At 71.3% G+C, this 20,605-nt stretch carries 16 protein-coding genes; 3 read left to right on the top strand and 13 right to left on the bottom strand.

Annotated features, from left to right (window positions below; genetic code table 11):
• Positions 1-48: 48 nt before the first annotated feature.
• From ACH499_RS14710 to ACH499_RS14690, 5 genes are all read right to left on the bottom strand, one after another.
• A complete protein-coding gene (locus tag ACH499_RS14710) occupies positions 49-1,092 on the bottom strand; it encodes a GNAT family N-acetyltransferase (RefSeq protein WP_399015894.1) in 1,044 nt (347 codons plus the stop codon).
• A complete protein-coding gene (locus tag ACH499_RS14705; RefSeq protein WP_399015892.1) occupies positions 1,082-2,506 on the bottom strand; it encodes a phosphotransferase in 1,425 nt (474 codons plus the stop codon). The genes ACH499_RS14710 and ACH499_RS14705 overlap by 11 nt, the downstream gene beginning before the upstream one ends.
• Positions 2,507-2,708: 202 nt before the next feature.
• Positions 2,709-4,586 (bottom strand): NUDIX domain-containing protein, encoded by a 1,878-nt coding sequence (locus tag ACH499_RS14700; protein ID WP_399016037.1) that lies wholly within the window; start codon positions 4,584-4,586, stop codon positions 2,709-2,711.
• 152 nt (positions 4,587-4,738) lie between these two features.
• Entirely contained in the window at positions 4,739-4,921 is a 183-nt protein-coding gene (locus tag ACH499_RS14695) for a hypothetical protein (protein ID WP_399015890.1), read from the bottom strand.
• Between the two features lie 103 nt (positions 4,922-5,024).
• Positions 5,025-6,182: a Dyp-type peroxidase gene (locus ACH499_RS14690; RefSeq protein WP_356202546.1), complete on the bottom strand. Its 1,158-nt coding sequence runs from the start codon at positions 6,180-6,182 to the stop codon at positions 5,025-5,027.
• Between the two features lie 87 nt (positions 6,183-6,269).
• On the opposite strand from ACH499_RS14690, the gene ACH499_RS14685 reads away from it, so the two are divergent.
• A complete protein-coding gene (locus ACH499_RS14685; protein WP_399015888.1) occupies positions 6,270-7,607 on the top strand; it encodes a nitrous oxide reductase family maturation protein NosD in 1,338 nt (445 codons plus the stop codon).
• Positions 7,608-7,614: 7 nt separating this feature from the next.
• Here ACH499_RS14685 and ACH499_RS14680 read toward each other — a convergent pair whose 3' ends face one another.
• From ACH499_RS14680 to ACH499_RS14670, 3 genes are all read right to left on the bottom strand, one after another.
• Positions 7,615-8,289: a hypothetical protein gene (locus ACH499_RS14680; RefSeq protein ID WP_399016034.1), complete on the bottom strand. Its 675-nt coding sequence runs from the start codon at positions 8,287-8,289 to the stop codon at positions 7,615-7,617.
• A 317-nt stretch (positions 8,290-8,606) separates the two neighbouring features.
• Positions 8,607-11,042: an SdrD B-like domain-containing protein gene (locus tag ACH499_RS14675; RefSeq protein WP_399016032.1), complete on the bottom strand. Its 2,436-nt coding sequence runs from the start codon at positions 11,040-11,042 to the stop codon at positions 8,607-8,609.
• Positions 11,043-11,824: 782 nt separating this feature from the next.
• A complete protein-coding gene (locus ACH499_RS14670) occupies positions 11,825-12,457 on the bottom strand; it encodes a hypothetical protein (protein WP_399015887.1) in 633 nt (210 codons plus the stop codon).
• Positions 12,458-12,772: 315 nt separating this feature from the next.
• On the opposite strand from ACH499_RS14670, the gene ACH499_RS14665 reads away from it, so the two are divergent.
• Entirely contained in the window at positions 12,773-13,420 is a 648-nt protein-coding gene (locus ACH499_RS14665; RefSeq protein WP_399015884.1) for a hypothetical protein, read from the top strand.
• 352 nt (positions 13,421-13,772) lie between these two features.
• On the opposite strand, the gene ACH499_RS14660 is transcribed toward ACH499_RS14665, so the two are convergent.
• The 5 genes from ACH499_RS14660 to ACH499_RS14640 all read right to left on the bottom strand — a co-directional run bounded on the left by ACH499_RS14660 (position 13,773) and on the right by ACH499_RS14640 (position 19,730).
• A complete protein-coding gene (locus tag ACH499_RS14660; protein ID WP_399015882.1) occupies positions 13,773-14,297 on the bottom strand; it encodes a hypothetical protein in 525 nt (174 codons plus the stop codon).
• Positions 14,298-14,484: 187 nt separating this feature from the next.
• A complete protein-coding gene (locus tag ACH499_RS14655) occupies positions 14,485-15,348 on the bottom strand; it encodes a DUF3592 domain-containing protein (protein ID WP_356202554.1) in 864 nt (287 codons plus the stop codon).
• 24 nt (positions 15,349-15,372) lie between these two features.
• Positions 15,373-16,449 (bottom strand): hypothetical protein, encoded by a 1,077-nt coding sequence (locus ACH499_RS14650; protein WP_399015880.1) that lies wholly within the window; start codon positions 16,447-16,449, stop codon positions 15,373-15,375.
• Between the two features lie 75 nt (positions 16,450-16,524).
• On the bottom strand, positions 16,525-18,177 hold the full coding sequence (locus ACH499_RS14645) for an amidohydrolase (RefSeq protein ID WP_399015877.1): 1,653 nt from the start codon (positions 18,175-18,177) through the stop codon (positions 16,525-16,527).
• Positions 18,178-18,272: 95 nt separating this feature from the next.
• Complete coding sequence (locus ACH499_RS14640) at positions 18,273-19,730, bottom strand: APC family permease (RefSeq protein ID WP_399015875.1); 1,458 nt, start codon at positions 19,728-19,730, stop codon at positions 18,273-18,275.
• A gap of 253 nt (positions 19,731-19,983) precedes the next feature.
• On the opposite strand from ACH499_RS14640, the gene ACH499_RS14635 reads away from it, so the two are divergent.
• Positions 19,984-20,547, top strand: coding sequence for a TetR/AcrR family transcriptional regulator (locus ACH499_RS14635; protein ID WP_399016030.1), 564 nt, complete (start codon positions 19,984-19,986; stop codon positions 20,545-20,547).
• Positions 20,548-20,605: the final 58 nt, after the last annotated feature.

The raw sequence follows: 20,605 nt of genomic DNA, 5'->3' as shown, positions 1-20,605 counted from the left end.
CTTACCCCTTCCGGCTCGCCCCGCCCTCCCGTGGCTCCCCGACGTCGCTCATTCGTTCCCCCAGTCCCAGGTGCCGAAGTACGCGGCCCTCCCGGTGCGGCGGGCCTCGGCCACAGCACTCAGCCGTTCGAAATCGCGCTCAGGCATCAGCGTCCGCCACTCGGCCAGGGGCAGTACGCGGACCTCGTCGTGCTCCCGCGGGCTGAGAGTGATGCCGCGGATCTGCTCGGGGGTGAGCCGGCCGCCGTCGAAGACCATCCCGATCGTGCTGTAGGGCCACTGCGCGCCCGGCAGCCCGTAGACGGTGGCCAGGAGCCTGGGCGGCCCGGTGACCGTCAGGCCGGTCTCCTCCCGGCACTCGCGAGCGGCCGTGTCCCACGGCCGCTCGCCCTTGTCCATCGTGCCGCCGACGAGCTGCCACGGGTGGGCGGGCGAGTAGACGGAGTGCAGTTGGAGCGGCCGGTCTTCCTCGTCGGTGAAGAAGACGCACGCGAAGGCGGTGGCCTTGAGGACCGTCTCGGCGTACTGCTCGAGCGGCATCCACGCGGTGTCCTCCCCCGCGGGGCGCGCTGCGGACGGTTCTCGGGGGCGGGTCATCCGCATCAGCTCCGGGCTTCCGTCGAAACCGAACTCCCGGTAGAGGGACATGGCTTCCACGCTGCTGCTCACTTCGAACAGCGTGACGTCCTCGACACCGGAGAGGTGGTCGAGCAGTGCGGAGAGCACGGCGCGGGCGTATCCGCGGCGTCGGAAGTCCGGGTGGGCGGCGACCACCTGCACGCGAGCCGCAAGACCGCGGGGGCAAGCCGGGGCCGGCAGCACCGGATGGATCAGACCGAGGGCGCAGGCGGCCGTCACGCCGCCCGGGGCGTCGATGACGAACGCGCGCCCGTCCCCCTCCGGCGCCAGCCGCGGGGCCAGCTCCTCGGCGCACCGGCGGATCCATTCCTCGTTCACGGGCTCGGACAGGACGTGCTCGGAGCGCATCCGGATGATGGCCCCGGCGTCAGCGGGCGTGGCCGCGCGGACAGGCGGCCGTACGGCGGCGTCTCGCGGTCCGGTCGCGTCGGTGGACGAGGTGTCAGCGGTCACCGGGCGTCTCCTGTCGATGAGAGGGGGCGTGGGGCTCGGCGCGAAGCCGGGACAGCGTGCGCCGGCCGCGCTCGACCAGTTCGGGATCGCCGTGGGCGGCGCCGTACGCGATCCCGCTCACGGCATCGAGGGCCGTGTCGATGACCAGCCGGGCGTCCTCGGCGGCGGTCAGCAACCTGCCGTACCCGGTCAGGAAGGCCTCGTACAAGTCGGGGCGGCCGACCCAGGCGTCCGACAGGCGGACCAGATCCCGTACGGCCGGCCCGGGCTCACTGCGCTCGAGGTCGACCACTGCCACGAGCGTGTCGTCATCGTCCTCTTCGCCCGCCGCGCCGCCGGCGTCGTAGAGGATGTTGCGGAGCTGGAGATCCCCGTGGGTCTCCACCCACTCCAGCGGCTGCAGACGGCCGGCCTGCCGGACGAGGTCGCGGACGAACTCCTCGTCTCCCGGCCGCAGAAGCGCTCGCGCCGCCGCCAGATGCCGGTCGGCCTTGGCGATGGCCGGGCCGCTGCCGGCGGGAGCGGGACGGGCAGGGCGGGACTGGTGGATGCGGCGGGCCAACGCGCCGATCCGGCGGAACACGAGCCTCTCCTGCCGCGGAGTGAGGGCTGTGCCGTGCAGGGGCCGGCCCGGCACGGCGGTGAGCACCACCGCCTTCAGCGTCTCGTCGGCGGCGACCAGCCGTGGCGCCGCCGCGCCCAGCTCGGACGCCCACGTCCGCAGCCCCCGTACCTCCCTGCCGTGGAACCGCTCGCTGGGATGGGCCTTCACGTACCAGGTGCCGCCGTGGAGACCACAAGCCCGCCACACGCGGCTGTTCTCGCGCGCCCACGACGTGTCCGTCCACGCGGTGATCCGGCCGACCGCCCGTTCCGCGAACTCCACGACGGCGGCGTCGGGACGGGTGGAGGCCGGCCGGCCGGTCACGTCCGGAACGAGACGCAGTCGGTCGACGCCGGGGTCGAAGGCGATGGGGTCGCCGGGCAATTGGAAGTGCAGGGCCAGGCGCGCGCCGGCGGTGTAGGCGTCGAGGCCGGCGCGGCAGTACGCCACCATCCGGTCGGGCAGCGCGTCCAGGCGAGCCCAGTCCATCGCGTCGCAGACGTCCGGTTCCTCGATCCGGGGCTCGCCCTGCCACCGCCGGACCTCGAAGAAGTGCCCGGTGCGACTGGCGCCGCCAGGGCTGCGGTGGTGCACGGTCACGGCGGCCCGCACGTCCACCGGGTCGATGACGACACCGGTCTCCTCCCGCGCCTCGCGCACCAGGGCGGTGACGACGTCCTCGTGCGGGCCGTCGAGGTGTCCCGACGGAAGGTGCCACAGGCCGGCGGCGTACACCTGGCCGGCCCGCCGCGACAGCAGCACCTCCGGCTCCGACGCGGTCCCGCGGCGCAGGATCAGGTGGACGTCCACCGGTTCGGTGTGCCGCGGCCCGCCGCTCACCGCGCACCGCCCGGACGCCGGGTGGGCAGGATCGTGTACACGGCATCCTCCCGTGCGACCCGTCGGCCGCGAGGTCATCGAGCGACGTACGAGCTTTGTCCGTCCGGCGCGGCGCCGCGGCGTTCGTGCCGAGGTCGCGCCGCGTCCAGGCGGTCGTCGTCGGGCATCGTCTTCACCAGCCCATCTGGGAGTACAGGCTGCCGCCGAGGATGCTGGTGATCGCCTGCCGTGTGTACGGCACGACCTCGGTCGGGAGCCGCAGCGGATCCCACCACCGCCACTCCACGCAGCGGTCGGGCTCCAGGTTCTCCGGAGCGCCGGACCAGGCCCGGGCCCGGAAGACGAGCTGCATGCGCGGCGGAGTGCCCGGCGAGTCGACGAGGTGGACCAGATGCACCAGTTCCACCTCCTCCGGATCGATGATCAGCCCGGCCTCTTCCTTGGCTTCCCGGACCAGGCAGGTGATCGCGGATTCCCGCTCGCAGTGCCCGGCCAGGAAGTGCCAGGTGCCGCCCGCGTAGGCGGAGTCGGGGTGGCGCAGGCCGAGGAGGATGCGGCCCTGCTCGTCCCGCAGGTAGAGGTGGACACCGACGATGTGGAGCTCGGTCCCCTCCGGTGCCCCCTGTCTCGGCAGCGGAGCACGGTGCGGCGGCCTGCCGGTGGGGGGATGCTCGGCCGCATGGCGGCGGATCAGGTCGCCGAGGCCGTCGCTCAGGCGCAGCCGGTCCAGCGTGTCCGGGGTGAACCACCGCAGCAGGACGCCTTCCCGCAGGTCCACCGTCTCCGGGTCACCGCTCCAGCGGCCCTCGAAGACCTGGGTCGACACCGTCAGGCCGTCAACACTCGTGTCCTCCTCGACCGTGTACGGCTTCAGCCCGGCGAGTTCCAGACATGGAGTCTCTTCGGCGAGTTCCCGACGCAGGGTTGCCTCCAGGTCGGCGTCCTCCCTGGTGCGGCCGCCACCGAGGAGGGCGAACGTGCCTGGTGCCCAGATGTCTTCACGGTCGTCCCGCAGGTGGAGCAGGTATCGGCCGTGGCCGTCGTGGATCAGCGCCGAGGCGTTGACGGGCTCCGGTCGCCCGTCGAGCCCCCGGGACCGGGCGTCCAGCAGCTTGGCGCGCAGGGCCGGCGACCTGACCTCGTCGAACGCGAGCCAACGGGCCCCGGTGACCTCCTCGTCCCGCAGGGTGAGCGCCGGGTGCCGTTCGGGGACGAGGTAGAAGGCGAACCGGAAGTCGAAATGCCGGTGCGCGCCTTCGCCCTTGGCGGGGGCGGCGTCGATGTCGTGGACGTCGATGTCGATCGGAGCGGTGAGGAACTGCGGCGTCAGGCACAGGTCCGCGAGGTTGATTCCGGTCTCCTCCCGCACTTCCCGCAGGGCAGCGGCCAGGAGCGTCCGGTCGTCCTCGACATGACCGCCTGGTGCGAGAAGCAGCCCTGTCGCCTTGTGCCCGAGGTGCAGAACGCGTCGTTCCCGGTCGATGACGACCGCGCTGCAGGTGACGTGCCCGGGGAGCGTGGCCCGGCCGGTCGGATCGTCGGGGCCCTCCAGGACGGAAAGCAGCCCGGAGAGGGAGTCCCGTTCGTGCGGGCGCCGGGCCAGGTACTCCTCGGTGATCTCGCGGATGTGGGAGCGGGTGGGCGGCACGTCATCACCTCGGGAGGCGTCGGAGGGCCGGGGGAGTTGCCGCGGGCGCGACGGCTTCCCCTGGCGCGCACTGTAGTGGTGCCGGCGGCGTTCACGCGGGCGTCCCGCGCTTCTCGCCGTCCGACTCGGCCGTGATCTGGTAGGACGGCAACCGCTGGAACGGCCCTGGCTGCTGGGCGAGCCGGCTGTAGGTGCCCTGCCGCTGATGGCGACGAGACAGAGGGCCTGCATCACTCCGGCGGCGGCTTGGCGCAGCAGCAGGCCGATGGTCGCCCTGGGGTCGACGCGCCAGGCCAGGGAAAGTGAGCGGCGCACCAGCCGGGGCAGGCGGCGGGCCATGTCGCGCATCCGGATGGACCGGCCGGCCGCTTCACGGTTTCTCGTCAGGTCGACGAAGCGCATCCGGGGCTCCGGATCGGGTGTCTGCGCGGCGGCGCCCGTCCTGCCCCCGGTGCGGTCGGCCGGCGGGTCCTGCGCCACGGTGGGAGGCGTCGCGGTCGCGGGGGCGGCGCGCGGCCCCGGGACACTGTCGGCTGACGCATCGGTGGGCTCGTTCACGCCGCCCACCTCGCGTCCGGGCGTTCCGATGCGGCCGCACCCTCGACACCGTGCGGGATGCCCGCGGTCACTGACCGTACGAAGCCGTCGCCATCGAACTCCCCGCAACAGCGGTGGAGTTCGCGTGCGACGCGCTCGGCGTCGAGCGCGGTCTTTTCGAGAGGAACCGTCACGGTCATGGGCAAACCCTAGGCTCGGTGGCAGACCGAGCCGCGGGTTCCGGCCGCCGGTCACCCGGCGGGGTGATGCGGAGGGCCACACCGGCATGTCAAGCGATCGTGATCAGCCGAACAGCCCTGAACCGAGCGGGTGTTGCCGGTCGAAGCCGGGCAGGATCAGGAAGGTCGCGCCGGCGGTCGTGGTGGTGAAGGGCAGCAGCGCGTCGGAGGTGTCCATGTGGGTGAGGGTGGCGGTGAACGTCCGCAGGTCGTTCTGGAAGCTGATGAAGAGCAGGCCGGGGGCGGGCTCGTCGGTGCTGTAGGAGCGGCGGAGCATGAGCCCGACACCGACCACGGCGGAATGCGCTCGGCGCACGTGGGCGTCCGCGGGGACGAGGTAGCGCCCGTCCGGTGTCTTGGCGCCGAGTTCCGGGCCCGAGGCGGTGGTGCCGCCGGAGAGGGGGACGCCGCTGGCCCGGCGGCGCCCGAGGACCGCTTCCTGTTCGGCTACGGACAGGGCGGCGAAGCGGGGCAGGTCGAGTTCCATCCGCCGCAGTACGGCAAGGGTGCCGCCGGCGACCGCAGGGGGGCCCGCCAGCCACAGGTCGCGCTGCTGTTCGGCGGTCGTGTGCGGACCCACGATGCCGTCGATGAAACCCAGCGGATTGCGCGGCGCGGTGAGGCCGTCGCCGACGGACACGTGCGCACCGCGGCGTGCGGACTGGCGCCAGCGTTCCCGGATGCGGTCGCCGGCCTGGTCCAGAAGCGCGGCGGCGGCGACCGGCAGGAGCAGCGCATCGCCGGCGCAGATCTGCAGCAGCAGGTCACCGCCGCGTGCTCGCGGGGCGATCCGCTCGCGGGAGAATCGCGGGAGGTCGTCCGCGCCGGGCAGCGAGGCACCTGCCGTGCGCACCAGACGGGGACCCACGCCGACGGTCACGGTGAGGTCGCCCGGCGGCAGGCCGAGCAGCCGAGTGTCGGTCCCGTCCGTGAGTGTGCGGATGGTCCGGCCCAGTTCGGCCAGCAACGGGCCCGGCGCCGCGGTGGCGTCGAGGTCGGCCACCACGGCGAGCAGGTGGGGCTGGGCCGGCTGGGGGAGCGTGATGCCCGCCTGATGGCGGCCCGTCGCCGGCACCGGCACCGGCGTGCCCCCTGGGGCAGGAGCGTGCCGGCCCGGCCGGGCGGAGTCCGATGTGCACCCCGCGGTCACACCGGCGGCCGTCATGGCGCCGGTGACTTCGAGGAACCTGCGGCGTGACGGGTGGTGATCGGCTCGGCGCATGGGGTGCACAGTGCCACACCCGAATAGCGCATGTCGGCCAACCTTGCGTTTTTGGCGCGGAATTGGGCGTCATGCCAGAATGAGATCATGCCTCGATCAGCTCTTCGCGTGTTGGCGGCGGTAGTGGGCACGCTGACACTGGTGGCAGGGTGCGGCGGCGGTGAGGGAGACGGCAAAGGCCGGCGTCCGGCCGGTGCGCATGTGACGATCCGGGTACCTGCCGACGCCCCGACGATCTCCGACGCGGTCTCCATGGCACGGCCCGGCGACCTGGTGCTGGTCGCGCCCGGCGTGTACCACGAGTCGGTGAGGATCGGCACGGCGCGCATCACCCTTCGCGGTCTGTCCCGGGACAAGGTCGTCATCGACGGGCGTCTGCAGCAGCCGAACGGCGTCGTCGTCTCCGCGCCGGGGGTGGCCGTGGAGAACCTGACCGTGCGGAACAACACGCAGAACGGGGTCCTGGTCACCGGTTCGGCGAAGGCGGCCGCCGGACTGCCGGGGGGAAGCGGCGGCTACGACACCGGCGACGAGCCCGTCACGTTCCTGAAGTCGTTCCTCGTCTCCCACGTGACCGCGACCCGCAACGGTCTGTACGGCATCTACGCGTTCTCCGCCCAGAACGGTGTCATCGAGCACTCGTACGCGTCGGGCGGCGCCGACTCGGGGATCTACGTAGGCCAGTGCAAGCCCTGCAACATCGTGGTGCGGGACAACGTCGCCGAACTCAACGCGGTCGGTTACGAGGGCACCAACGCCAGCGAGGACATGTACGTGGTCGGCAACCGCCTGGTCGGCAACAGGGTCGGACTCACCACCAACTCGAACCACCAGGAGAAGCTGCTCCCGCAGAAGGGCTCCGTCGTCGCGGGCAATCTCATCGCCGCCAACCAGCAGACCGCCACCCCGGAGCAGGCCGACGGCGGATGGGGCATCGGTGCCGGCATCGACGGCGGCAGCGACAACCGGTTCGTCCGCAACCGCATCGCCGGCAACCGCAACGCAGGGCTGGTGATCACCGCGACCGCCGACCTGCCTCCGGTCGGCAACCAGATCGTGGACAACGCGTTCACCGGCAACGGCGTCGACGTCGGCTGGACGTTCCCCACCGCCACGCGGGGACGGGGCAACTGCCTGCGGGGCAACGACCTGCGCACCACCGTGCCGGCCCGGCTCACGACGACCGCGGCCTGCCCGCTTCCGGCCGGTTCGCTCTCGCCGGGCGGTACGTGGGCCGCGCCGACGGCCCCCGGTGGCATCCCGTTCACCGAGGTCGCGGCACCGGCCCCGCAGCCGCAGTTCCCGGACGCCGCCACCGCGGGCGCCACAGCTGTCCCACCCGTCCCGGACCTGCCGGAGATGGAGGGCATCCGGTTGCCGACGCCGTCGCTCCTCGCCGCGAACGCGCGGGTGCAGACGTCCTGAACAGCGGCTACCGGGTCGCAGCGGTCTCCGGCAGCGGCTTGACCGGAACGTACTCGTGGGTGTCGAAATCGATGACCACCGGCTCCGGTTGCGAACCGACGCTGATGCGGACCCGGTACATGGTGCCGTCGGAGCCGATCCAGTAGCGCACGTTCCCCGCCGTACCGGAGCGGCCGGGGGAGGACGGCCCGGTCATGACGTCCACCCGGCGCCCGTCCACCTGCTCTCGCCCCCACCACGCGGCGCCGTTCTGCGGCAGCAGTTCGGCGTTGTCCGGCCGGTCGCCGCCGAGACCGAGAGCGATGGACAGGGAAGTGTCCAGCGCGCTGCCCGACGACGACAGCGGACGGTCGTACCAACCCGAGCGGGGCGGTGACGCGGGTGCGTGCGCCGGGGCGTGGGTCATCGGGCGGACCCGCACCGAGGTGGGCGTCCACTGGATCAGCCCGTCGCTGGACTTGGCGCGCCCGGTCCCGTGCACCACGCCCTGGCCGACCTTGCGCCGGTAGTCGACGGACCCGGTGACGGTCAGTTCGCCGGCGGTGCCCGGCACGGTGATCGTCACGGCGCGGCCCTGTGCCTGGTAGTTGCGGAAGCGTGTGATCGCCAGTCGGCTCGCCTCCTCCGTCGTCAGCAGGCGCGGACCGTCGGCGTCGCCGTCGGTGACCAGGAACGCGGCCATCGCCGCCATCGCGGCCACCGCTGCGGCCGCGATGCCCATGACGGCCGCGGACCGGCGCGACCGCCGCCATCGGCGCCGGCCGGCCGGACGATCCGGTGGGGCTTGCCGGAGTCTCACGTTCCGCACACGGTTCGACGCTGACACTCTCCGATTCATCCTTTCGATCACCGCACCGTCCGGCCACTGCGGGCTCGTGGCGGTACTCAGAAGTCCGGTCGCGGACCACGTCAAGGCCGGTCCTCGTGGACCGGCCGAGGGGTGATCCGCCCGTCCCCTCCGTCAGGACCGGACGGGCAGACCACCGTTGCATGGTTCGTTCAGTGCTGCCGGGCGCGACGATTCCGGGCCACGAACGCGATGACCACGCCCGCTCCCACCAGCAGACCCACGATGCCGATCATCTCCGCCACCCCGGGCACACCGGTGTTCGCCATCGAACCCCCGCCTCCACCGGCCGGGGCCGGGTGGTTGGCAGGCGGCGCGGGCGACGGCGGCGCGGAGGCCCCGGGCGGCGTCGGAGTCGGAGTCGGGGTCGGGGTCGGGGTCTGGGTCGACGGGGGAGTCGACGTCGGGCTGGGGGCCGGCGTGTCCTTCGGGATGTACACCCCGGCGTCGATCGTGTGATCGACCCCGCCCGGCTTGTCCGGCGCCGTGACGGGCGCGGAGCCCTTGCACAACGGTCCGGTGGTCGGCGGCGTCACGTTGGAGTCGTGCCCCCGGTCGGCACCGGCCCTCGGCAGCGTGAACCTCAGCTCGCTCGCCGGGGGCTGCTCGGGCACCCGGCCGGTGTCCGCGGTGCACACGTCGAACTGCACCGTGTACTTGGCGCCGGGCGTGAGTTCGTACTCTGCGCCGACACCACCGAAGTAGTACTCGCCGGCGGCATTGGTCCTGGTCGTGGCGACCTGCTTGCCGTCCGCGTCCAGCAGGTTTACCGTCGCCCCCGGCAGCAGCACGTGCCCCGGGTCCTGGATCCCGTTGTGGTCGCCGTCGAACCACACGACGTTGCCGATCTGGATCGGCGCGTTCGCCGCCGCGTACGCGATGTCACCGAGCCCGCCGGCCTTGCCGAACCCGCCCTGCACCTGGCTGACGAACTGGAACCCGTTGGCGGTCGGGTTGTTGCCGGGGCCCTGACCGGTGGTGATGTCGTGGTAACCGGTCCCCGAGGTCGCGACGTTGACGACCGGGTCGAACTCCGTGCTGACGACCCACTGCTGCTGCGGGATATAGGCCACCGACCCCAGCGCGGTCTCCTGGTGCGCGTTGGCGAAGAAGTCGCCCGGGAAGTACTCGACGACATCGGCGGCCTGGCCGCCGTTGTTGGCGGGGGTGGCGTGGTTGGGGCAGTCGCCGGTGCCTTCCCACTGGTATTCACCGGTGGGAGTGGCGCAGACCATCGTGATGTCACCACCGGACATGCCGTTCTCGGCCGTGTCGTTCCCCGGGCGCGGGTCCAGTCCTCCCCAACTGAGCACGTCCATGAACCGGTCGCGGAAACCCAGGATCATCGAGCCGTCGCGGGCGAAGGCGAGGGAGGCCAGCTCGGGCTGCGGATCGATGAAGACGTTGCCCGCCTTGCGGTCGTCCCACGTGTCCAGGCTGGTGTTCCACGGGTTCCAGTGGGTGGCCTTGTCGCCGGTTCCGAAGACGCTGCCGCGTGCGTACGTGAGCGGGTGGCTCAGCACCGTGGTGAACCGCTTCCCGTCGTAGGTGGAGACGACGGCCTTCAGGTCCGCGCGTCGCTGCGTGCTCTCCGCGCTGCACACGCCGCCGACGTACAGCGTGTTGTTGTGGAACTGGAGGCCGAACGGCCGCCAGTCGTCGGTGCTCGCGCACCCCGGGTCCGGGATCGGGACCGTCGACTTGGGCGCCGCGGCGGTGGCCCCTGTCGCGTCGAAGCTCACCAGACTGCGGGTCCGCAGGTTCACCGCGTACAGCGTGGAGCCGTCCGGCGACAGGGCCAGGCCCCCGATGCTCTCCTTGCCCGGCGCGTCGGTGAACCCGGCATCCTTGATCATGTTGGCGGTGTCGTGCCGCGTCACCGCTGCGTCCGGCACCCGCGCGAACAGCTTCGGCGCACCCGAGCCGTTGACGGGCACCGTGTAGATCGCGCCCCCGCCCTGCGGCCCGTAGGGGGCGTACCGGCGGGCGAAGGCGCTCTGGAAGAGCCGGGTCCGGTTCTTGTCGTACGCCAATCCGAACGTCGTGCCCACCTGGTCCTGCGTGGCCAGCGTGGTCGGGCACGCCACATCGGTGGGACACGTGCCCCGGGCCTTCGTACCGAATGCCACCAACGCCCGGTTGTCCGTCCCGTTGGCGCCGTTGTGGATCGGCACGAAGTAGCGCGAGTCCGGCAGCGCGTAGTCGGCCGGATCCCAGACTCCCGTCACCACCGAGGCGTTCTTGCCGTCCGACACATCCACGAACGACGTGAAGCTGTCGAAGTGGTTGTCCGCCGTCGACGCGGGCGCCGCCCGCAGATAGCCGTTGTACGGTGCCGGGATGCTGACGTCGACGCGGTACTCGCCGCCGCTCAGCACGGTCGACCGTGACACCACGACCTTGCCGGTGGCGTCCGTGACACCGGTGACGACGTGCCCGGCGGGGTCGGAGACCTTCACCTCCATGCCCCGCTGCGGCACGTCCATGGTCGCGTTGACCACGCCGGTGCCGAAGAAGTCGCGCAGCACCTGAACCGTCAGCGTGCCGTCGGCGGACGAAGCGGCGGCCGGTCCGGCCGTCGCTCCCACGGCGCCCCCGGCCAGCAGAAGAACGGACAACGCGATGCGCGCCGGCGGTTCCACGAGCCTCCGCGCCAACCGGCGTGAGTCTCTGCCGAGTCGGTTCATGGCACCACACTCCACATGTCTCTTGTCGTGAAAACGAATTGCTCTCTCCTCGCCGGACGTTCACTTCCTGGCACCAGGTTCGGGTGCGGGTAGTGAACGTCACGGAAGGGAAAGCGGCCACCGCTGTTACGTGGGCCGCGCGATGGCGATCATGTGATCGTATTCCAGGTGAGTTTCCAGTGCCGTGGGCAAGGAAAGTCCACGCGGCCGCGAACTCGGGTCGGTCCAACCTGAGTTGCGCGATTTCGCAGCTCGATGGTACCCGCGCCCCCACCCCCGACCTCACCGACCGCCATCGCGAGCAGTGCGCGATATCTTAAGTCGTGGAGTCTCGCAGTCACCAGCGGAATCCTCCGAACCATCAGAATCCGCTAAATTTCCGAGCGCCCGAAGAATGGCGATCGGAAGAATGTGCGAGTGTTTAATTGATGGCCGAATCCGGTCCCGGCTGGTTCGGGCCGCACGGATGCCGTGGCCGGGGGGTTGGTCCGGTTGGCCTGCCGCACGATCGACGTCGCGTGACACCTTGGGATCCGGACACCAGCCCGCGCGCCCGGCCTGCTCATGTCCTTGCCGACAGGAACGGCAGGATCACGGGCGTCCGGGTCCCTCACGTGTTCAAGCGGTAATCGTGGTTGACGACGCACGGAAACGCGAGTTGTGCCGGTTCGCGGACTAGGGCGTCACCTCACGGCTCCCACCAGCCAGAGGATCAATCTGACCAGCACAAGCACGTCGAACAGGATCGCGGCCACGAGCGCGCCGCTGCGTATGCGCCGAAGAAGCAGGCTGATCCCGAGCCACACGCCGTAGGCGGCCAGGCTGGTCGCCGCGAGCAGGATGACGACCTGAACGCCCGTACCCGCTCCGTTTCGCGACGCGACGGTGAGGAGGACGTAGGCCAGGAACGCCTGAGGCAGCCCGAGAAGCAATATCCTCCGCACATCGGCCGCGTCCGGGACCTGGGAGGGAGCCGCGGCAGGCCTGGCGGTCGGGAGCGGTGGCGGGGCGACCGACGCAGCGCGCCGGCGCGTGGCGGTCTGCGGCGACGCGCTGTGGGGCACGTGGAGGGCCCTGGCCATCTGCTCGGCGAACTTCCGGTCCGTTCGCAATTCGTCGGTGAGTACGGAGGTCACGATGCCCGCTGATCCCTCGCCGGGCTGCTCGTGCAGTCGTGCCAGCGCAGAGGCGCCCAGGGTGCTCCTCCCGAGGCGACCCCAGACCAGCTCCTGAACCGCCGACTTCTGCTCGGCGGCGACCGGAGTCCCGCCGGTCATCACCTGTACCGCCGCAGTGGCCAACTCCGAAGCCCGCATCGCCCACCCTCCCCCTCCCCGGCCTCCACCGATCAGCCAGGGTTCAAGGACCGTACTGGCAACGTGAGTTGCGTGGCAATCACACGCCACGCGCTGCGTCCCTGGAAGGCCGTCACGACCTCGCCTCCTGGCGAGCCTTGCCGTGTGGGCGGGCGGCAGTGTTGTTTCGCAAGCCGGGAGTGGTGGAAGACTCCGCGCACGCGTGACCGCAACAGCGTCGGGAGAAGGGCGCCGGTTGGTCGGGACCGTCGCACCCCGCGCTGCCTCGAAGCTTGCGTCGCCGCTCCCTGAGCGGCTCCACCGAAGGGGAACCGCATGGACTCTGCGCTCGCGTCGCTTTGGGGACTCGTCACGTTCGCCGGATTCGTCAACTCACTGCAGATTCCCAGGGCCGATGACTACGTGACGAGGTACAGGAACTCGGTTGGGGAGGGCGAGCGACGGGAGGCACACCGGTGGACCATGGCTGTTCGCACGAGCCCGGTCGTGATCTCGGTCGTGGTTGCCGCCTTGGTCATAGCGACACCAATCGCCATTGACACCAGTGCAATGGATCTTTGCCTGTTGTTGCTCACCGTGCTCGCACAGGCGGGTTTTGCCGCGACGGTGAGGTACCTGGTGCCGGCCGTCCCCGCCTCCGTTCCGGCCATCATCGTGACGCGCGGTGTGGATTGGCGGCAGCTCAGATCACAGGACAGCACACGCCAGACTTCGGTCCGTTTCGTCAATGCCTCCACAGTCTCGCTGGATGTGAACTGGGTCGGCTGGGACGGTCAGCCGCAATCCTATGGAGCAATCGAGCCCGGCGGACATCGGGTGCTGAGCACTTATGTCGGGCATCCGTTCTTGTTGAGGACCGCTGATGGGCGCGACGTGGCTGTCGTCGAGCCACTCTCGCAGCCGGCGGTCGCGAGGATCCGCAATGCCGATCTCCCGGGCGAACCGAGTGAACCGCCGCAATAGCTCGCCGGCGTCGGCCGGCGCTGAGCGGGATCGTGGCTGTCCGTCCCGGAGACGCCAGGGAGGCACCATAGATGACGGGAACCACGGGGGATCCGGCCGACACCGAGGAAGCTCCGCCATCCGACCCCGGCGCCCCTCGGGTACTTCGAAGCTTTGTCCAACTTTCCGGCCCGGTCTACAGGTCGACACTCCATGGCACGGTCTGGGCCACGCCTGTCCGCAGACGTCACAAGACCCCGTTGATCACTTGCCGGTGATCCCGCCACGGACGCTCCGTTTGTCGACCCCCGCCAGTGAGGGCGCAGTCCGATCCCCCGCCGCATCCGTCGGCTCCCCAGGACCCACTCCAAGGTCAATCATCAGACAGGCCATCGCGCAGTGACTGACGCTGGTCGAGCGACTCCGGTGGCCCGAAGGTCAGCCCGTTCTCGTCGAGGGCGTTGAAGACGGTCAGTCGGCCGTGGGGGAAGCGGAAGCTGACGGCGACTGTTCCCTGGGCCACGTCGCTCCCGGTCCATTCAAGGAGCTCGACGTCCTGAAGGACCTGGCCCTGCAGGGCGTGCAGCTCGGGACGCGTACCGTGGCGCCACTGGAGTTCGAAGGCGGGCCACTGGACCGGCTGGCGGGGGTCGACCATGTTCCAGGTGATCGAGAGGTCGTCGAACTTTGCGTGGTTGATCTCCACCTGTTCTCCGGTGAAGTCGAGCAGGACTGGGCAGTCGGAGAACCACTCGCTGCCCTGGACGTCCCAGACCAGCCAGGCATGGGTCAACGGGCGGCCGATGAGCGCACGCAAACGCTGACCGTGGCCTGCCACGACGGCGGAGCGGCCGTTGAGCCACTGAGGCCGGTACGTTTCGATCCCGAAGTCGAACACGCCGGGATCCTCTCAGAATCAGACAGCGATCGCGCTGATCCGCCCAAGCGGAAACTGGTCCTGGTCGCGGCAGAGTAAGCGAAGCGGTCACCACCGCCCGTGCCGCGGGGTATCGGCATCCTCGTCTCCTACGCGACCGAGGTCGCGCCGCCGGCGGCGGGGACAGGGAAGAATTCCGCGCCGGTCGTCAGAGGAACACCACCCCCGCCGCGGCCGCCGCCGCGAGGACGACGATCACCAGGACGTTGAATGCCAGGTCCTGGTGCGTCGAGCGTTGTTCGGCCACGGGGTCCAGCGTGAAGTCGGCCGGGTCGGCGGGAGTGTAGTGGACCGTGACGACACGGCCGTACGCGCCGGCGGGATCCGCGAGATGCGACGTGCAGTGGGCCGTGACAGCCGTGCCCTCATGGGTGGTGAACGACACGACAGGGGTGATGGTGGTCCAGGTGTGGCCGTCGTCCTGGTCGACACTGACGTCCTTCAGGACCGCGACGACCCGCCCCGGCACGGTCCGCATCGCGGCCAGTCTGTCGAGGCGGTCGTTCCTGGCACGGACCGTCCCGGGCAGGTGAGCGGCGGCGAAGACGGCCCCCGGAGCGCCGAAGCCGATCAGCGCCCACGGCCACCCCCGGTCGACCGCGGCCAGGACCACCAGGCCGACGTAGACCAGGAAGAGCGCGCAGCTCGGCCGGCCGAGCCCGCGACCGGGTTCCTCGGGGACGTTGGAGAACCGGTACGCGTGCGGTCTGCCCCGCGGGTGGCTGACTCCGATCTCCCGGCCCTGCCATGCCGCGGTGATCATCTCGCCGCGCTCACCGTCGTTCGTCACGGTGACCCTCTGCCCGGAGGCCAGGTCATGGTAGGAGACCACCACGGATATCCCACCCTTGCGGGACCCGCCGTGCCGGGGCGCGCGCACCCGCTCGATCCGGCCCGTGAGCCGGACCGTCCGCTGCGCCTTGGTCATCCCGGCAAGTGACATGCCGTACCCGGCGAGCGCCACCACACCCCACAGCGCGCACCACAGCACCAGAAACTCGGCCCACCCCATGTGCCCCTCCTCTTCCCGGCTCGGTCAACTGCCGCTGCGCCGCAGCACTTTGCCCTGCCCATCCGCCTCCAGCGTCGTCGTGCCCCCGTCGCCGGTGACCACGACCCTGAGCCTGAGCGAGCCGGTGACGCGGTCGGCGGTCAGCTGCCAGCTCCGCGGGGAGCCGACGCCGCTGCCGGCCTCGTCGACCAGGCCGGGGAGGCGATCGTAGGGCAGGGACCGGGGATCGAATCCGGCGGCGTTCGCGCCGCCGGGGGAGAAGACGACCGTGAGCAGGCGGTCCCGCACGACCACGGTGAGCGCCGGGCGGTCGTCTCCGCCCTGTGTCAACGACTCGAGGGCCTTGCGCAAGTCGCCCTCGTCGAGCATCGACCGGCCCGGACCGAGTGTGACCGTGCCGGTCGCCGACACCACGGTGGTGGTGGACGAGGAGGAGACGGACGGCCTGGGCGGGGCGCCGCTCTCGCCCTCGCGGGAGGGGAACAGGTCAGCGCGGAACAGCGCCGGCACGGCGGCCACGCCGAGCAGCAGGCCGAACAGCGTGAGGAACCCGTCGGCACGGCCCGCGGGGGATTCACTCCTCATGGGCGGACCGGGCGCCGAGTCCACCCGGGCCACGGCAGCCCGCTCCTCCCACTCCGGCGTCGGCCGTTTCACGATCCTCACCTTCCAGGGCCGGTCCGGCGGATACTCGACCACCACGATGCCGCGCGGCCGGTAGTCGGGGAGTTCGGCGACGTGGATGTCCTGCCGGATCTCGGCGCGGTAGGCGGGTCCGTCGTCCGGCGCGACGGTCAGATCGAACCGCACCGGTACGTCGCTGGTCTCACCCCCGGCGGCCTCCAGACTCTCGATCACCGCGAGTGCCGTGCGCGGGGCGACGGCCGCCTCCCGGGCACGGCGCGGCAGCGTGGCGAGGAAGAAGACCAGGCCGTAGACCGCGGGCAGAACCAGACCCGTGACGATCAGTGAGGCCTTCTCGACGACGCACCCACTGATGAAGGCGGCCAGTGAGGCCCCGACGACCCCGCCAGTCAGGAACCCCAGGGCGAGGCCGGCGGGCGTGCTGTGCGGAGGTGGCGTGATCGCGGTGACCGTCATGCGCCGATTGTGTACGACATGGGCGAGGGCCGACAGCCCCGTGGCGAGGCCGTCGTCGGCACCCGCGGACGCCGGTCACGACGAGGACCGGTGGACGACCTCCCCTCCGACCATGACGAGGTCGCACACGGTTCCGGGAATGGCCGCGGGGTCGACCGTGAGCACGTCACGGGAGAGGACGACCAGATCGGCGAGCTTCCCGACCGTCAGCGAACCCCGCTCGTGCTCGAGGAAGTTCGCGTACGCCGATCCCATCGTGTAGGCGTGGACGGCTGTCTCGATGTCCACGGTCTCTTCCGGCATCCACGCCTCGCCTCCGTTCAGCGGCCGACGGGTCACCGCCGTGTACAGACCCACCATGGGATCCATCTCGGCGACGTTCCAGTCGCTGGAGAAGGCCAACGTCGCCCCTGCCCGGTGCAGGCTGCGCATGGGCCACGCCTTGTGCCACCGCGCCGGACCGATGTTCCGCGCCCAGTCCTGGCCGGGACCGGCGATCTCGGGAGCGCAGTGGCGCGGCTGCATGCAGGCCACGACCCCGAGTCCGGCGAAGCGCGGCACGTCCGCCGGGTCGCAGCACTCCACGTGGACCACCTGGTGGCGGGCGTCGCGCGGGCCGTTGGTGACGCGGGCACGGGCGACCGCGTCCAGCACGGTACGGATGCCCCGGTCGCCGGTGGCGTGCACGAAGCACTGGAAGCCGCGTGCGTCGAGCCGGGACAGCAGACCGGCGAACTCCTCGGCCGGGTAGAAGGTGTCACCACGGTGCCGGCAGCCCGTGTACGGCTCCAGCAGCGCGGCGGTGCGCGGCTCGACCACGTCGTCGATGTAGAGCTTGAGCGGGCCCACCCGCATCCACTCGTCGTCGAACCGGCGCGCGGCCTCGGCGAATGCGTCCAGGTCGGCCTCGGTGGTGCCGCGGGGATGGAACAGCGCCGCCACCAGTCGGGAGCGCAGGCGTCCTTCCTTGCGGGCCCGTACGAACAGTTCGAGGTCGTCCAGGGAGTTCTGCGGTTCGACGACGGTCGTGATGCCGTAGCGGACCGCGTCGTCCAGGCTGCGCAGCAGCCGCCCGTACTGTCGTTCGGGTGAAGCCCAGGGCACGCCGAGCGCGCGCAGTGCGCGATGGCCTTCGCGGGACAGTCCCCGTACGGCGAAGTCCCTGACGAAACCCGTGGGTTCGCCGGTCTCGGGATGCTTCTCGGGCACGCCGAACGGCAGCGCGCCGCAGTCGCGTGTGACGCCGAGCCTGGCCAGCGCGGCGCTGTTGAGCCACAGGGTGTGCACGTCGTAGCTGAGCACGAAGGCGGGTGTGTCGCCGGTGAGCGGGTCGAGGTCCTGTGCGCGGGGCATCCGGCCGTCCGGGAGGGCCGAGTAGTCGAACCCCTCCGCCTCGATCCACGCTGCGCCGGGGTGCTGTTCGCGCCAGGCCCTGATCCGGGCGCCGACTTCCGTGAGCGAGCGGGCCCCGGCCAGTTGCACACACTCCTCGTCCGAACCCAGCCGGACGTGGTTGTGCGCGTCCACGAAGCCCGGCAGGACCCGCCGCCCGCCCGCGTCCACCACCTCGGTCCCGGAGCCGGTCCACCGTCCGGCCTCCGCGTCGGAGCCCAGCCACGCGATCCGGCCGTCCCGCACGGCGAGTGCCTCGGCCGAGGGCAGGGCCGGGTCCACGGTGTGGATGCGGGCGTTGCGCAGGACCAGGTGGGCGGGGGAGGGGAGGGTCACGTTGTGTTCTCCAGTCGGTGCGTGGTGGCGCGGGTCGTCCCGGGCGGTGGCCCGCCGGGGCAGGGGAGTGGCCGGGTGAGCGTCGTCGGCCGGTGTCAGTCGTCGCCGTCGGGAGCGGCCACCCGCCATCGGTCGTGCGGATGCCGGCGCAGGTGGAGGACGTAGTACAGGACCGCCGCCGCGATGACTCCGCCGGCGATGGCGAGGTCACGTCCGGCCTGCTGGTACAGGACGTATCCGACCGAGGCGAGCACCACGACGGGCGCCAGGGGCCACAGGGGCATCCGCCAGGCCGGACGGTCGCGCAGCGGTGCCCGGCGGGCGGCCAGCGCGGCCAGGGCGAGCAGTACGTAGACCACGGCGAGGATCGCGCCGGTGGCCGAGTACAGCGTCGACAGGTCGGCGAAGCAGGCCAGTGCCGCGCCGGGGAGGCTGATGACCAGCGTGGCGACCCAGGGCGAGCCGAAACGGGGGTGGAGGCGGGTCAGCGCACGGTTGACCGGTTCCGGCCAGGCCCGGTCCCGGCCCGAGGCGTACAGGACCCGGGCGTTCTGCAGCACCATCACCAGCACCGCGTTGAGGATGGCCAGGGCGACGCACAGGTCGACGGCCGTGGCCGTGGTGTCGCCCGCCCACCCGCGCACCAGGTCGGAGAAGGACGCCGTGGACAGCGTGTCCGTCGACTCGGTCCCCAGCACCGCGGCGACCGTGGGCACGACGATGACGGCGGCGCCGATGAACAGCGACCAGAAGACGGTGCGCGCCACGTTGCGGCGGGGGCGGTGGATCTCCTCCGCGAGATAGGAGGCTGTGCCGAAGCCGTTGACCACGAACATCGCGGCGGCGAGCCCGGAGACGAGGAGACCCGTGGTGAACGCCGGCTGCCCGGCCGTGGCCTCGGACACCTCCGGGTGCACGAGCACGGACGGGGAACGCTGGGCGTGCGCCAGGCCGAGGACGGCCACCACGACGGCGGCCACCACCTCGAGGACCAGGAAGGCGCCGGTCACCAGGGCGTTGGACTTGACGTCCAGCACGGCCGTCGCGATCGCCACGAGCATGACGGCACAGCCGGCGACCCGCGGGTCCACCTGTACGAGGTCGGCGAGGTAGTCGGCCGTGCCCAGAGCGATCACCGGGGGAATGATCACGAGCATCGCGATGGTCATCGCGAAGGTCACCCAGCCGAGGAACCTTCCCAGCACCGCGTCGACCATGGCGTACTCACCACCGGAACTCGGTGCGAGAGTGCCCAGTTCCGCGTAGCAGGCGCCCACCGCGACGGAGATGACGATCCCCACCACGATGGTCAGCGGAGCGCCCGTGCCCTGCCCGGCGAACAACTCCGGAACGAGGATGAACAGCGACGAGGCGGGCGTGATGCAGGACAGCGTGAGCAGGACGGCGCCCACGGGGCCGAGGACCCGCGCGAGGGCGACAGGTGCCGGAGTGCCGTCGGGCGCGACGGGTGCGGGTGCGGGCGTCGGCGTGGGCGGTGGTGCGGGCGTCGATGGGGAGGCGCCGTGCGGTGTGTCGGCGGGAGTGTGCGTCATGGAGGTGCGTCCCCGGAGATCGGGCGGCTGGCCGCGGGCGGAGGGAGCGGGGGAGAACGTTCCTTGAACGCGGTTCAAGGTAGTTTGAACGTCATACAAGATGTGGAAGGTGGCGGTGCCCTGTCAATAGCCCGGCCGAGACCGTCCGAATTTTGATCGGCGTTCAAGTCCGTCGGCGTGCCTCGCTACACTGGTCGCCGTGACGGCGCCAGTGGCACGACGGAGACGGGGCGGGGCGATCGCCCGTGAGCGCATGCTCGAAGAGGCGATGCGCGCCATCGCCCAGCACGGCCTGGCCGATCTCACCATGTCCGCACTCGCGGAACGCCTGGGCACCTCCGGCGGTCACATCCTGTACTACTTCGGCAGCAAGGACCGGCTGCTCCTCGAAGCGCTGCGCTGGAGCGAGGACCGGCTGACCGAGGAGCGGCGTGCCCTGTTGTCGCGGCGTACCGCCATCTCCCGCCGCCTGGACGCCTTCCTGGAGCTCTACCTGCCCGAGGGGCCCAGGGACTCCCGCTGGATGCTGTGGGTGGAGCTGTGGGCGCGCGCCGCCGGCAACGGCGAACTGACGAAGGCGCAGGAGGATATCGACCTGGCCTGGCAGGAGGACCTGGAGCGGCTGCTGACCCGAGGGGTGCGCCAGGGGCGCTTCGGCCTGCCGGAGGAAGAGGTCCCGGTGGCCGCCGACGAACTCCTCGCCCTGCTCGACGGACTCAGCACCAGGGTCGTCCTGGGTCTGCGCGGAGCCACCCGGGAAGGTGCCCTGCGCACCGCGCGCCGCGCCGCCCGGAACGCCGTCCGCCCCGTCGGCTGACCCACCGCTGACCCGACCCCGTCGGCAGCCTCGTTCACCCGTGGCTGCCGCGGCCCGT

The organism is Streptomyces sp. NPDC018947 (genome assembly GCF_044390505.1).
Lineage (GTDB): Bacteria > Actinomycetota > Actinomycetes > Streptomycetales > Streptomycetaceae > Streptomyces.
The sequence above is the reverse complement of the archived record's forward strand: the minus strand, read 5'-3'. Positions and strand labels throughout refer to the sequence as shown.